Below are 12868 nucleotides of genomic sequence, written 5' to 3'. Positions count from 1 at the left end.
CCTCAGTTGTTGATCAAGTCGAACTGTTCCCACGGGCCGATCGCGTCTCTGTTGGCGATCAGTGGGGCGGCACCGGCGTTGTCAGCGCAGACGAGCTTGTTGTTGACCTGGGCCCGGAAGCTGACCGTGCCGTCACCGTTACGGATCAGCTGGAAGGTCTCCCACGAGCCCACCGCCTGGTTCTTGGCCAGCAGTGGTGCAGCGCCGGCGTTGTCCGCCGCCACCAGGAGGTTGTTGGCCTTGGCCCGGAGCGACACGTTGCCGCCGCCGAGATCGGCCATCTCGTACTGCTGGGCCGTGCCGATCGTCGTACTGTTCGCGATCAGCGGCGTACCTGTGCCGGCGGTGACGTACTTGCCGTTGGCCTTGGCGCGAAGGCTGATCGTGCCCGTACCCGGGGTTTGCCTGGGCAGGCCGATGGTGGCCTTGTCATAGCGGCGGGCGGTGGCGGCCGGCGTACCGGACAGGGCTTGGAAAGGTTGTACTGCGGACCCGGTCTTCTCGACCAGGTAGGACCTGCCGGACTGGGCCGGGATGGTGAAGGTGGCATTGGTCTGCGGACCGACCACCGTCGCGCGGGTCTGGCCGTCCAGCACCGTGACGCTCTGGCCCGGCCACGGGCTCCGTACGGCGAGTTGCTGGTTCGCGCCCGACGAGATGGCGACCGTGGTCGGGCTGCCACTGGTGATCTGGACGTGCACCTTCGACTTGTGGCCGATGGCAACTGTTCCCTCGCCGGTCCAGTCGGCCGGCCAGGACGGCGCTATTCGCAGTACGCCGTCGTAGTCCTGGGCGAGCGCTTCGGGGACGGTCGCCGCGAGCACCCCGGACTGCTCGATGTAGGGCTCGAACGCCGGCTGGGCGGTGAAACTCGCCATTCCGGACGGATAGACCTGGAACCTCCTGATCGCGTCCAGCAGCGCGGTCTTCATCTCGCTCGCCATCCCGAGCCGGGCGGCGTGCAGCGAGTCGTAGCTCCAGGTGTGGCTGTTGACATAGCTACGCGACGTGTAGGTGCGCCGTCCCAGCGCCGTCATCGATCCGCTGTCGCCGATCAGGTTGAACGGCCAGACCGCTTCCAGACCGATGTTCTCGCTGTTGCGCCGCTGTGCCGCCGGCTGGGTGGACGGGCCGATCATGGTGTTGCCGTTGGCATCCGACGACGGCGGGAGCAACTGGGTCTGCGTTGCCGTGTCGGTCCGCGGCAACGTCTGGATCTTCGGGATCGCCGCGTTGAGCTGGCTGACCAGGGCGCTGTCCACGCCGAGGGTCTGCGCAGCCTTCACGGCAATCGGGAAGAAGGCCTGCATCGCCGCGATGTCGGTGGTCGGATCGGTGACGTCCCACTGGGTCTCATGGGCGTTCGACCTGGTGTGCAGCTTGCCGTCCGAACCGGTTGTCGCGTGCGAGAGCAGGAACTGCGCCGCACCCTTGATCAACGGGTAGTGCGCCTGGAGGAAGGCCTGGTCGTCGGTCATCCGGTAGTGCTCCCAGACCCACAGCCCGACCTCCGCCCCCGTGGTGACGTTGAGCGAGTTCCACTGCGGGGTGATGGTCGAGTCGCAGGACGAGTTGTCGGTGCCGCCGTTGTACGTGCCGTTGCCGTTGAACCGCATCGTCTCCGGTACACACAGGCCCGTTCGGCCGGGCATGTGTGCACTGGTCCAGGACGCGATAGCGTCGACGTTGTCCTGGTAGAGGCGGAACATCGGGTCGTTCAGGCCCGGCAGGCCGGCCGAGAGATTGGCCGCGACTTGCATGCGGAGATTCCAGAACCAGTAGCCGGACGGATACCAGTCGCGCCTGTCCTGCGAGAACGTGAACAGGTCGGCGACACCAGCCTGCGATCCGGGGAGCACGCCGCGACTCTGGGCGGCGCTCGCGTACAGGAAGATCGTCCGCAGGTTCTCGACATAGTCACCGGTGCCGTCGGGCGAGCTGATCTTGATCAGGCCGGCCCGGCTCCAGTAGTCGTGCCACCACTGCAGATGCGCATCCCGTACTTCGTTCGCCGGGCGGGTGGCCGCGCCGTTCAGTATTGCGTTCGTGGTCGCGATCGAGTCGCCACCGGTCCAGCTGGGTGCTGCGACGACCACCCGGTACGAGCCGTCGGTGTTGGGTTGGAAAGCGACCTGGGCGGTCGATGAGTTCGGTGTCGAGCCGACGACGTTGCGGCCGCCGGCCGTCACACCGGCGAGCGATCCGAAGGTCCGGCCGGAGGCGCCGGCACCGCTGTTGTCGACCCAGGTCTCGGCCAGTGCGGCCACTGGACCGGATGCGCGCGCGGTCGGCGTACGGCCGCTCCAGAGTTTGACCTGTGCGGTCTGGGTCGCGTTGGGGTCGGCGCCGGTGACGTCGACGACCAACTGCTGGGTGTCCGCGCGGATGAACGCGGTCAGGGTCATGCCGCCGCCACTTTGGCGCAGCATCCCGTCGTACAGGTCGAGGCGGCCGGCGAAGTCGGCGGCGCCGGTCATCCGGGACAGGCCCGGGATGACGAGTTGGCCGAGCGACTTGCGGTCGGGGAAGGTGTCGGTGCGGTTGAGTTGGGCGGTGAAGCCGTCGGCGGACCACACCGCCGCGCCCAGGGCGCCGTTGCCCAGTGGGAGCGATTCGGCGGGCGCGGGGTTGGGACGGCCGAGGATGATGTCGGAACGGCGGACGAGATTCGGTCGGTCGACGACGAAGGAGCCGTTCTGCCAAGCCGTGGTCCCAGGTGCCGCCGTGGCGGGAGGCCCGCTGGTGGCGATCGATCCGGCCAGAACCGCTGTCACCAGCAGCAGTCGGGGCAGGATTTTGGGACGAACCTTCGGCAAGTTTTTGGGCAGGCGGGATCGCAGGAGGGTGTTCATCGGATCTCTCCTGGAGATGGTGCGGACCTGTGACCTGGGGGCGGAGAGGATCACAGGTAGACATCGGATCTTTCTGTGCTCACACTGTGCTGTCAAGCCCTCACTGGTTCCGGAACCACCAGCCGTGCCACCGGGAGCGCTAGCAGAGCAGCCGCGACCAGGAAGGCGGGGAGCGGTCCGGCGAGAGCCGCGAGGTACCCGAGCGCGACAGCGCCCACCGCACCTGCGAGCTGTAGCAAGAGCGACTGGACGGACACCATGGTTGCCCGTTCGGCCGCCGTGACCTGGCTGTGCAGCAACTGGGCCAGCGAGCCGGCGGCGATCCCGAAGCCGACGAACATCAGCAGGTAGGCGATGCCAGCTCGGCCATCCAGGCCGGCGTCAGCAACTCGATGACCGCCAACGCGACGCCCATCCCGGCGCTGACCATCAGGATGCGGGTGAGCGCGAGGTTCCGCACTGCGAGCCGGACGCCGCCCGCGATCACCTCAGGCACACTGCGGAGGATGCTTCGCAAGGTCGAGGCCTCGTACTTCGGCTCGGGCATCGCGACCAGGGTCACGACCAGGCGAACCGCGTCGGCCGCTGCGGCGATCAGCACCGGCACGGCAAGACTCACTCCAAGGCCGGCCGGAATCAGCGCACCGGCGACCGTACCGACGGCCAGCGCGGCCGACGCGGCCATCACTCCGAAGGACAGCCCGCGAGCCAGTTCCGCGGCCTCGGTGGGCGCCTGATCGACATACCAGGCCTCGATCGGGCCACTGCCGAGGGCGCGAGCCACGCCGCGCAGTACGCCGGACAGAGCCAGCAGCCACAGCGATTCGGCCAGCCCGAGCAACAGCAGACCGGCCAGGCTGGAGGACGACCATCACCGGGATGTAGAGCCCGGTCGGTAGCCAGGTGAGGAAGCTGATCAGCGCATAGCGCCGCCGGGCCGCCCGGGCCGTCATGACGGATCGGGTCGCGGGAACCCACCGACGACGATCGAGACCCGGCGCGCAGCCGCATTGCCGGCATCCCTGGCCTTCAGCTCGTCGAGGTGGGAGTAGAACCGGTCCCAGAGTTCGTTGACGGAATCGGGGCTGAGGCTGACCAGCAGGTCGCCGATGCCGGCCGCATCGATCCACTCCGGCGGCAGCGTGTCCTGGAGTCGCTCGAACGACTGGGCGTCGGACTGCAGGATTCCGGCTTGTTGCCGGCGCATCCAGTCTGCCGCCGTCCGGCCCTCGCCGGTCGCGCCGGCTTCGGTGTTCTTCCAGCTGGTGGTCGCATGCACGGCCTGCCAGTGCTTTGCCCGCGGATGCCCCTCGACGGCGGCCTCCTCGATGAACCCGTACTGCGCGAGCTTCCGCAGGTGGTAGCTCGTCGCGCCCGTGTCGGTGCCGAACCGGCGGGCCAGCTCGGTCGCGGTCGCCGGGCCGTCCTCCCGCAGTACTGCGAGCATCCGGACGCGCAAGGGGTGGGTCAGCGCCTTCAGCTCTTCACCGTCGTGGACCTCGCGATCACTCATACCGGGCAGCGTGGATCATGCAGAATAGTTTCTGCAAAGAATATTCTGCATTCTCTGGCTACCCGGACTTCCGCCTGCCGGGCACTAGGGTTTGATCCATGGCTCTGATCTTGCATTTGGCCTTCGCCGGCCAGTGGGAAGCGGCGCAGCGGGCCGGCAGCTATCGGTGGTCCACCCGCGGCAAGTCGCTCGATGACGGCGCCGCCTTCATCCACTGCTCCCGCCCGGACAAGGTCGCCATGGTCGCGAACTCCTTCTACTCCGACGTGACCGAGCCGCTGTGCCTGCTCGTGATCGACACCGGGCTACTGGTGTCGGCGCTGTGCGACGAGGATCTGGACGCGGTCGGCATCTCGTTCCCGCACCTGTACGGTCCGCTCAACCTCGACGCCGTCGTCGAGGTACGCCCGTACGAGCAGGCCGCCGACGGCCGATACCCGGAAGTGAGCGCGCAGGCCCTATCCTGAGGGTGAACGGGCCGGTCGGGCGATCGCGTCGTTCACCGGCAACGGTGGGCGCCGAGGAAAGTCCGGACTCCACAGGGCAACGTGGTGGGTAACGCCCACCCGGGGCAACCCGCGGGACAGTGCCACAGAGAACAGACCGCCAGCGGCCTGGATGGACCCCGTGGTTCATCTAGGTGCGGGTGAGGGTGAAACGGTGGTGTAAGAGACCACCAGCTCCGCAGGCGACTGTGGAGGCTAGGTAAACCCCACGTGGAGCAAGGCCAAGAAGGGCGATGGGCAACTGTCGTCCGCGTGAGCGTCCGAGGGCTGCCCGCCCGAGCTCACGGGTAGGCTGCTAGAGGTGCCCGGCAACGGTCACCGTAGATAGATGATCGCCTATTACAGGATCCGGCTTACAGACCGGCCCGTTCACTCACCAGCTGCGAAACTGGTCGTATGCTCGACCTTCAACTGCCGTCACCGGTCGCCGAGTTGCGCGATGAACTGCTGGCCGCCCGCGGTGTGCGCGTGCTGTTGAAGCGGGATGATCTGATCCATCCTGAGATCCCGGGCAACAAGTGGCGCAAGCTCAAGCACAACGTGGCGCCGGCGGTTGAGGCCGGGCGCCTGCTCACCTTCGGCGGAGCCTATTCGAACCACCTCCGCGCCACCGCCGCGGTCGGGCACCACTACGGCTTCGACACCATCGGCGTGGTCCGCGGCGAAGAACACCTGCCGCTGAACCCTTCCCTCGCGTATGCCGTCTCGCGCGGGATGCGGCTCACCTATCTCGACCGTACGTCGTACCGGCTGAAGACTTCTGCCGTGGTGCTCGACACCCTGCGTGGCGAATTCGGCGACTTCTACCTGCTCCCCGAAGGTGGCAGCAACCCGGCCGCGCTCCGCGGTTGCGCCGAGCTGCCCGCCGAAATCACCGAGCCCTTCGACGCCGTCTTCTGCGCCGTCGGCACCGGCGGCACTCTCGCCGGCCTCGCCGCGGGTGCGCGTCAGCCCGTGATCGGCGTACCGGTCCTCAAGGCAGCACTGGAAGACGACATCATCGCCCTCCAGCAAGCGACCTACGGAGACCGCGTCGGCGACTGGCACCTCGAACCCGACTACCACTTCGGCGGCTATGCCAAGCGCACCCCATCTCTCGACTCCTTCATCGAAGACTTCGACTCGAGACACGACCTACTCCTCGACTGGGTCTACGAAGCCAAGATGATGTACGCCCTCTTCGACCAGGTTCACCGCGGACACTTCGCTCCAGGCACGACGGTCGTTGCGCTGATCAACTGATTGCCCTTAAATACTTGGCGTTCACGGGGCCCGACGCCCTACAGTTGTGGACAGAACGACGGCCTGGGTGGGCCGGAGTTGATCGGTTACCACTTCTAACGGGCGGGTTGCGGGTTCGAGTCCCGCCACCGGATCACCCTCCGGTGTAGCTCAATTGGCAGAGCAGCTTCCGGTCGGCACAACACGTCCACCCGGGCCTTCGTCACGTCCTGAGGAGAGAGGAAATGTCCGATCCACTAGCGTCCGTCAGCACTCTGCGCACACCGCAGGGCGAGCAGGCCGACCCGCGGCAGGAGAAGAACAGCGCGGGTGGATACACCTTCGTGCCGGACGAGCTGGCGCAGTTGCGCCGATTCCTCACGTTGGGGTCGACGGGCGGCACGTACTACGTCGGTCAGCGTGAGCTCACCAAGGCGAACGCGCAGCTGGTGCTCGAGCTGGCCCGGACCCGGACGGCGGAGGTCGTCGCCGAGGTGCTCGCCATCTCGGCGGCCGGTCGCGCGCCGAAGCAGAACCCGGCGCTGTTCGCGCTGGCTGCCGCGGCGAAGCTCGGTGACGCCGACGGCCGCAAGGCTGCGCTCGCGGCGGTGCCGCTGGTGGCTCGGACCGGAACGCAGCTCTTCCTGTTCGCCGGCTATCTCCAGCAGTTCGGTGGCTGGGGTCGTGGGACGCGGCGGGCGATCGGTAGCTGGTACGTGGATCCTTCCCGTGACGTCGAGAACGTCGCCTACCAGGCGCTCAAGTACCGGCAGCGTGAGGGCTGGACGCATGCCGACCTGCTGCGGCTGTCGCATCCGAAGACGATCGAGCCGGCCCGGCGCGAGCTGTTCAACTGGATCCATGGCCGGGAGGCCGAGCTGACCGGGCTGCCGTTGCTGGTCGCTTTCGAGCGGATCCAGGCTGCGTCGTCCGTCAGCGAGGTCGCTGACCTCGTCACGCTCAACCGGGGCATCTCGTGGGAGATGATCCCGGACCGGTTCCAGAACGAGCCGGCCGTCTGGGAGTCGCTGCTGTCGAACGGTCTGCCACAGACCGCTCTGCTGCGGCAGCTCCCCCGGCTGACACGGCTCGGGCTGCTCGGTCCGTTCAGTGACTGGACGGGTCGGGTGGCGGCCCAGCTCAGCGATCCGGAACGGCTGAAGAAGGGCCGTATCCATCCGGTCAACGTATTGGTTGCCCAGCGCACCTATGCGTCCGGCCAGGGTGTCCGGGGAGTGTCGACGTGGTCGCCTTCACAGCCGATCGTGGATGCGCTGGACGCCGCGTTCTACACGTCGTTCGGTGCGGTCGAGCCGACGGGCAAGCGGCTTATGCTCGCGCTGGATGTGTCGGGGTCGATGGTGCAGTCGGTGTCGGGGTTGCCGCTGACTTGCCGGGAGGCGTCGGCTGCACTCGCACTGGTGACGGCTGCCACCGAGTCGCAGTACGAGCTGGTCGGGTTCACCAGTGCGGGCTCGGCGAGCGTGTACTCTCGGCCGGCCCTGACGCGGCTGGCCATCAGTCCGCGGCAGCGGCTCGACGATGTTGTCCGGGCCGTCTCGGACCTGTCGTTCGGCGGTACGGATTGCTCGCTGCCGATGCGGCATGCGCTTGCGAAGGGGCTGGAGATCGACGCCTTCGTCGTATTCACCGACAACGAGACCTGGCACGGGGAGATCCATCCGTACCAGGCATTGCGGGAGTACCGGCAGCGCACCGGGATCGATGCCCGGCTGATCGTGGTCGCGATGACCGCGACGGGCAGGACGATCGCTGATCCGCACGATGCCGGGATGCTCGACGTGTCCGGGTTCGACAGCGCAGTACCGGCGCTGATCTCGAACTTCGCTCGCGGTCTGTGACAAAGACGCCCATCGGGCCGACGACGTTGGCCCGATGGGCGTGTCACTATCGGGCATGGACCGGAATCCTGCGGTGATGAAGCGGCGGGGGTACTTCGCTGTCGGGGTGCTGACCACCTGGAACGTGCTCCTCTATGCGGTGACCGGTGGGCGGTACATCTGGCTCGAGGGACGGGTCACTGGCGGGGTGTTCCGGAACTGGTTGCGGCGGTTTCGGTATCGGCCGCAGCGAGTGGCGCGGCCGGCGAGTGAGCAGGAGATCGTCGAGCTGGTGAAGGCCGGTGGTCAGGTTCGGGTGTTCGGGGCGGGGCACTCGTTCAACAGCGGGATCGAGACGACGGGGACGCTCATCTCGCTGGACTCCTACCGCGGGGTGGTGGCCAAGGACCTGGCGAAGAAGCAGGTCACCTTCAAGGGTGGGACGCGCGTTCGCGAGATCGCCAAGACGCTGCTCGCGGATGGACTCGCCTTTGCGTCACTGCCCTCGCATGATGCGCAGAGCATCGCGGGGATCCTGTCGACCGACGTGCACGGCACCGGGCGCGACTGGGGGTTCGTCAGCGAACTGGTGACCGGGCTGAAGCTTGTCGACGGCAACGGAATCGTGCACGAGTGCGTGCCGGGTGACGAGTTGTTCGCCGCCGCGGTCGGCGGGATCGGTGCCGTCGGCATCATCATCGAGGCGACCGTGCAGGCGGTCGACCGGTTCAACGTCGAGCAGCGGGTCGAGCTGTCGGAACTGCCGCTGGTCGAAGCGAACCTCGGGACGCTGCTCCAGCAGCACGCGCATCTGAGCCTGTATCTCTTCCCCTTCACGGATCGCTGCCAGCTCAACACCTGGCAGCCGACCGCGAAGAAGCAGTCGTTCCTCGGCGACTTCCGCGAGGCCGTGACGATCTCGTTCGATGCGTTGACAGCCGCGTGGTTCGCCGGACTGCTGGCGAAGACCGGATTGTTGCCGAAGGTCTCGCGCGCCGCACACCGGCTCAAGCGCGGCAGCAATCTCGTCCTGGAGAGCAACCGGGCGTACAACCGCTCGATCTACCACCTGCACCAGGAGCTGGAGTTCGCGATCCCGTACGAGGACGCGATGCCGGTCGCCCGCCGCTTCCTCGAGCTGTACGAGTCGATGTACTCCGGCGACCTGCCCTACACCTTCGTCGAGGTGCGGTTCACCCCGGCCGGCCACGAGCGCACCCTGCTCGGCGCCGGCCGCGACCGCCACTCGGTCTGGCTCGACCTGCTCTGCAACGACTCCCACGCCTTCGAGCAGTACTACGCCGCGGCGGAAGCCCTCATGCGCGAGATCGGCGCCCGCCCGCACCTCGGCAAGTACAGCCGGAGCATCACGGGCGCCGACCTGGCCGCGGCCCTCGGGCCGCGCTACACCCGCTTCCTCGAGCTGAAGGCGCAGCACGACCCGGCAGGCAAGTTCGACAACGACTTCACCAAGCGGCTGCTACAGCAGTAGTCAGTGGCAGGGTTCGGTCGGCTCTGCGAGGCGGCGGGTGAGTAGGGCGCCGAGGGCTGGGAGGATCGCCAGGGCGGCGAGTACTAGTTGGAGTGAGGTTGCTTTGGCGGCTGCCGCCAGGGCGGGGGCCAGGACGCCGCCGGCGCTCACGGCGAGGCCGAGAGTCACGCCGCTGGCCGTGCCTACGCGGGTTGGGAGATAGTCCTGGCCGAGGGTGATGTGGAGTGAGAACGGTACGTACAGGGCAACGGCGGTCACGGCGACGAAGATGAAGAGGGCGGCTGTCGGGACCAGGGCGATTCCGGCGAGGGCGACAGCGGCGACGGCGTAGGACCAGCGCATCGTGGCGAGGCGTCCATAGCGTGTTGCCAGGCGGCCGCCCAGCAGGGTGCCGATCACTCCCCCGCCGAACAACACGAAGAGAGTTGTCGCGCTGGCGCCCGCACTCAGCTGCAGTCGCTGACCCACGTACAGGCCGAGGAAGGTGCTCAGGCCGACGTACGTGATCGAGCGCAGGACGATGATCGCCGTCAGCGTGCGGAACGCGGGCCAGTCGTCGACGCCGAGCAGGTCGCGCGTGCGGAGTCCTGCCGTGGCGCCGGATCGCAGCAGTGGCACGGTGATCGCCGCGCCAACGACAGCGGGGACGATCAGGAGTGGGGTCGCCGCCAGCCCGGAGTACGCGAGAAGCGGTCCGGCGGCGGGTGCGACCGCAAATCCGAGGTTGCCGCCGAGCGAGAACCAGCTCATCCCGACGTGGCTGCCACCGGTCACCGACCGCGCAGTACGGGCGGCCTGCGGGTGATACGCGGCGACTCCGATGCCGGTCAGGCCGATCGCGGCGAGCGCGAACGGGTACGACGATGAGACGCCGATCAGCGCGACGCCGAGGCCGGCCGTGATCATGCTCACGGGGATCAGCCACGGCATCGACCAGCGATCCGTCAGCAGACCGAACAGCGGCTGGACGACGGACGAGAGCAATGTCGCGGCCAGCACGAAACCCGAGACGGCGAGGTAGTCGTAGCCGCGCTCGGCGACCAGGAACGGGACGAGTACGGGAACGATCCCTTGGTAGAGATCCACGCTGCCGTGGCCGGCGGAGAGCAGCGTGCTCTGGAGTCGCTTCACGCTTTCCAGCCTGAGGGTCACCAGTGTTGACCGGCTTCCGATAATCTGACAGATGATGTCGATTCCCCGCCACAACCCGATCGCGCCGACCGCGCTGCGCCGGCTCGCCCCCGGCGCGGGTATCGACGCGCATCGGCACGACGACCACCAGATCGCGTACGCCGCGAGTGGCGTGCTCGCCGTGACCACGGATCGCGGCCATTGGATCGCGCCCGCGACCCGGGCGATCTGGGTGCCGGCCGGGACCGTGCACGAGCATCGCGCGTACGGTCCGACCGAGCTTCATCTAGTCGGGCTGCCCGCCGCCGAGAACCCGGTCGACCTGGAAGCGCCCGCAGTACTGGCTGTCGGCCCGCTGCTTCGCGAGCTGATCATCGCCTACACGGCCGACCCCGACGACGACAGCGCCGCCCGGGCCAGGATCCGCGGCGTACTGCTCGATCAGCTCCAGCAGTCGCCGCAGCAGCCAATCCGATTGCCCGTGGCAACGGATTCCCGCCTCGTCGCGGTCTGCGAGATCCTGTACGCCGACCCTGCTGACGGGCGCGGGCTGTCCCAGCTGGGCGCGCAGGTGGGCGCGGCCGAGCGGACGCTGTCACGCCTGTTCCGGCAGGAGTTCGCGATGACCTTCCCGCAGTGGCGGACGCAACTCCGCCTCCACCACGCGCTCATCCTGCTGGCCGACGGCGAGCCCGTCACCACCGTCGCCTACCGCTGCGGATGGTCCAGCCCGAGCGCCTTCATCGACGTCTTCCGCCGCGCCTTCGGCCAGACACCTGGGCGTCAGTTCTAGAGATCGGCCTCATAGGTTAAGAAGGACAGAAGGCGCACACAACCGGCGTCGGCGCTCAGGGGATCAGCTCGAAAGCGACCGTCCGCTTGGCGATGTCGGCCTCGGTGAGCTTGACCCGGACCGGCTGGCCGAGGGGCAGCACCGCGGTACCGGTGATGCGGCCCTCGATCGCCAGGGTGGACAGCGCGACGATCCCGCGGGTCGGCTCACGGTCGTCGACGTCGGTGATGACGCCGTCGAAGGACGACCCGACCTGCTCGGCGACCAGCCCGGCCTCGACCATGCCCACGATCGCGCGCTCATAGGCGTGCGCCTTGCGAGCGCACTCCTCCATGATCTTCGGGATCTCGTCCATCGACTCACGAACCCACGCGGGCACCTCGGCGTCAGCGCACAGCGCCACGCAGATCTCGCTGGTCCAGCGATCCACGAGCCGGCGCAACGGCGCGGTGCAGTGCGCGTACTCCGACTTCATCGCGGCATGCTCCGGTTGCGCCGGAACCCCACCCGAGAAGGACGTGTAGCCCGCGCCACGGAAGAGCACGGTGCAGGCCGCGAGCATCGCCGCATGGGCGGGCACCTTGGGGTCGAGCCCGTGAATGAACTCGGCGTACGACGTACCTACGGGCCACGGGATGCCGAGTGCCTTGGCGGTGTTCTCCAGCTTGCGACGGAGGTCGTCGTGCGACTCGGGCAGCGTGCGGAGGATGCCGATCTCGCCATACATCATCAAGTGCGCGGCGGCCATGCCGGTCAGCAGGGAGATCTGCGCGTTCCAGCCCTCGACCGGCAGCGGCGCGCGGAACTCGAGCGTCCACTCGCCGTCCGTGGTGATGACTTCCTGGTCCGGGATCGGCAGGTTGACGCCGCCGCGCTCGAGCTCGCGCTGCTCGCGCAGCTTGCCGACCTCGCGGAGCAACTGCAGCGACTCCGAGGCAGTACCGGCGTCGAGGTCCTTCTGCACGCCCGCGTAGTTGAGCTTGGCGCGCGACTTCACCAGCGCTCGCTCGCAGGTCACGTCGGTGCCCTCACCGGTCGCGTCGACCGCGATCGTCCAGAGGATCGCCGGCCGGACCTGGTCAGCCAGCAGCGAGGCCGCGCTCTCGGACAGCTCCGGCGGGTGCAGCGGGGTGCGCTTGTCCGGGGCGTAAAGGGTCTCGCCCCGCTTGCGTGCCTCGACGTCGAGCGGGTCGCCCGGCTGAACGAACGCGGCGACGTCGGCGATCGCGTAGTGAACGGTGTAGCCGTCGCCGTTGCGTTCGATGTGCAGCGCCTGGTCGAGATCCATCGAGTCCGGCGGGTCGATCGTGACGAACTCGATCTCGGTCCGGTCCAGCTCCGGCAGCCGGGGGTTGGCCGCGGCCGCCAGCGCGGCCTGCACCACCTCGGCCGGGAACTCCGCCGGTACCTCGAGTTCTCGTCTGATCGCCTGCAGCGAAGCGCGGAAAACCTCAGGAACCTCGTCGGCGAAATGCACCCTTTGCAACGGCACGCGACCACTCCGTCCATCCGTCCGAGC

11 protein-coding genes and 1 other RNA gene are annotated in these 12868 nt (G+C 67.9%); 6 read left to right on the top strand and 6 right to left on the bottom strand.

Annotation, left to right across the window (positions count from 1 at the left end; translation table 11 throughout):
* Positions 1 to 2: 2 nt before the first annotated feature.
* From G3I17_RS17770 to G3I17_RS17760, 4 genes are all read right to left on the bottom strand, one after another.
* Positions 3 to 2774 carry a glycoside hydrolase gene (locus G3I17_RS17770; protein ID WP_164597567.1) on the bottom strand — a complete coding sequence of 924 codons (2772 nt, stop codon included), beginning with the start codon at positions 2772 to 2774 and terminating at the stop codon, positions 3 to 5.
* Positions 2775 to 2944: 170 nt separating this feature from the next.
* Entirely contained in the window at positions 2945 to 3193 is a 249-nt protein-coding gene (locus tag G3I17_RS39865) for a hypothetical protein (RefSeq protein WP_203590375.1), read from the bottom strand.
* Positions 3193 to 3693 (bottom strand): hypothetical protein, encoded by a 501-nt coding sequence (locus G3I17_RS39860; RefSeq protein WP_203590374.1) that lies wholly within the window; start codon positions 3691 to 3693, stop codon positions 3193 to 3195. The genes G3I17_RS39865 and G3I17_RS39860 overlap by 1 nt, the downstream gene beginning before the upstream one ends.
* Positions 3694 to 3801: 108 nt before the next feature.
* Positions 3802 to 4365 carry a helix-turn-helix domain-containing protein gene (locus G3I17_RS17760; protein ID WP_203590373.1) on the bottom strand — a complete coding sequence of 188 codons (564 nt, stop codon included), beginning with the start codon at positions 4363 to 4365 and terminating at the stop codon, positions 3802 to 3804.
* A 98-nt stretch (positions 4366 to 4463) separates the two neighbouring features.
* On the opposite strand from G3I17_RS17760, the gene G3I17_RS17755 reads away from it, so the two are divergent.
* From G3I17_RS17755 to G3I17_RS17735, 5 genes are all read left to right on the top strand, one after another.
* Complete coding sequence (locus tag G3I17_RS17755; protein WP_164597565.1) at positions 4464 to 4832, top strand: DUF952 domain-containing protein; 369 nt, start codon at positions 4464 to 4466, stop codon at positions 4830 to 4832.
* 7 nt (positions 4833 to 4839) lie between these two features.
* Positions 4840 to 5243: RNase P RNA component class A (gene rnpB / locus G3I17_RS17750), an RNA gene on the top strand.
* A gap of 24 nt (positions 5244 to 5267) precedes the next feature.
* Positions 5268 to 6113 carry a pyridoxal-phosphate dependent enzyme gene (locus G3I17_RS17745; RefSeq protein WP_164597563.1) on the top strand — a complete coding sequence of 282 codons (846 nt, stop codon included), beginning with the start codon at positions 5268 to 5270 and terminating at the stop codon, positions 6111 to 6113.
* A 224-nt stretch (positions 6114 to 6337) separates the two neighbouring features.
* The gene (locus G3I17_RS17740; protein ID WP_164597562.1) at positions 6338 to 7954 is read left to right on the top strand and encodes a TROVE domain-containing protein; all 1617 of its coding nucleotides are present in this window, start codon (positions 6338 to 6340) and stop codon (positions 7952 to 7954) included.
* Between the two features lie 55 nt (positions 7955 to 8009).
* Positions 8010 to 9425 carry a D-arabinono-1,4-lactone oxidase gene (locus G3I17_RS17735; protein WP_203590372.1) on the top strand — a complete coding sequence of 472 codons (1416 nt, stop codon included), beginning with the start codon at positions 8010 to 8012 and terminating at the stop codon, positions 9423 to 9425.
* Here G3I17_RS17735 and G3I17_RS17730 read toward each other — a convergent pair whose 3' ends face one another.
* Complete coding sequence (locus tag G3I17_RS17730) at positions 9426 to 10556, bottom strand: MFS transporter (protein ID WP_343238340.1); 1131 nt, start codon at positions 10554 to 10556, stop codon at positions 9426 to 9428.
* 55 nt (positions 10557 to 10611) lie between these two features.
* On the opposite strand from G3I17_RS17730, the gene G3I17_RS17725 reads away from it, so the two are divergent.
* On the top strand, positions 10612 to 11349 hold the full coding sequence (locus G3I17_RS17725) for a helix-turn-helix transcriptional regulator (RefSeq protein WP_164597921.1): 738 nt from the start codon (positions 10612 to 10614) through the stop codon (positions 11347 to 11349).
* A gap of 55 nt (positions 11350 to 11404) precedes the next feature.
* On the opposite strand, the gene G3I17_RS17720 is transcribed toward G3I17_RS17725, so the two are convergent.
* Positions 11405 to 12841, bottom strand: coding sequence for an RNB domain-containing ribonuclease (locus G3I17_RS17720; RefSeq protein ID WP_164597560.1), 1437 nt, complete (start codon positions 12839 to 12841; stop codon positions 11405 to 11407).
* Positions 12842 to 12868: the final 27 nt, after the last annotated feature.

It is taken from the genome of Streptomyces sp. SID13031 (genome assembly GCF_010548305.1).
Classification (GTDB): domain Bacteria; phylum Actinomycetota; class Actinomycetes; order Propionibacteriales; family Kribbellaceae; genus Kribbella.
The sequence above is the reverse complement of the archived record's forward strand: the minus strand, read 5'-3'. Positions and strand labels throughout refer to the sequence as shown.

Coding starts and splice junctions, on each gene's coding strand:
- G3I17_RS17740 (WP_164597562.1), top strand. CDS start 6,338: ATGTCCGATCCACTAGCGTCCGTCAGCACTCTGCGCACACCGCAGGGC.
- G3I17_RS17755 (WP_164597565.1), top strand. CDS start 4,464: ATGGCTCTGATCTTGCATTTGGCCTTCGCCGGCCAGTGGGAAGCGGCG.
- G3I17_RS17745 (WP_164597563.1), top strand. CDS start 5,268: ATGCTCGACCTTCAACTGCCGTCACCGGTCGCCGAGTTGCGCGATGAA.
- G3I17_RS17760 (WP_203590373.1), bottom strand. CDS start 4,365: ATGAGTGATCGCGAGGTCCACGACGGTGAAGAGCTGAAGGCGCTGACC.
- G3I17_RS17725 (WP_164597921.1), top strand. CDS start 10,612: ATGTCGATTCCCCGCCACAACCCGATCGCGCCGACCGCGCTGCGCCGG.
- G3I17_RS39865 (WP_203590375.1), bottom strand. CDS start 3,193: ATGTTCGTCGGCTTCGGGATCGCCGCCGGCTCGCTGGCCCAGTTGCTG.
- G3I17_RS17735 (WP_203590372.1), top strand. CDS start 8,010: ATGGACCGGAATCCTGCGGTGATGAAGCGGCGGGGGTACTTCGCTGTC.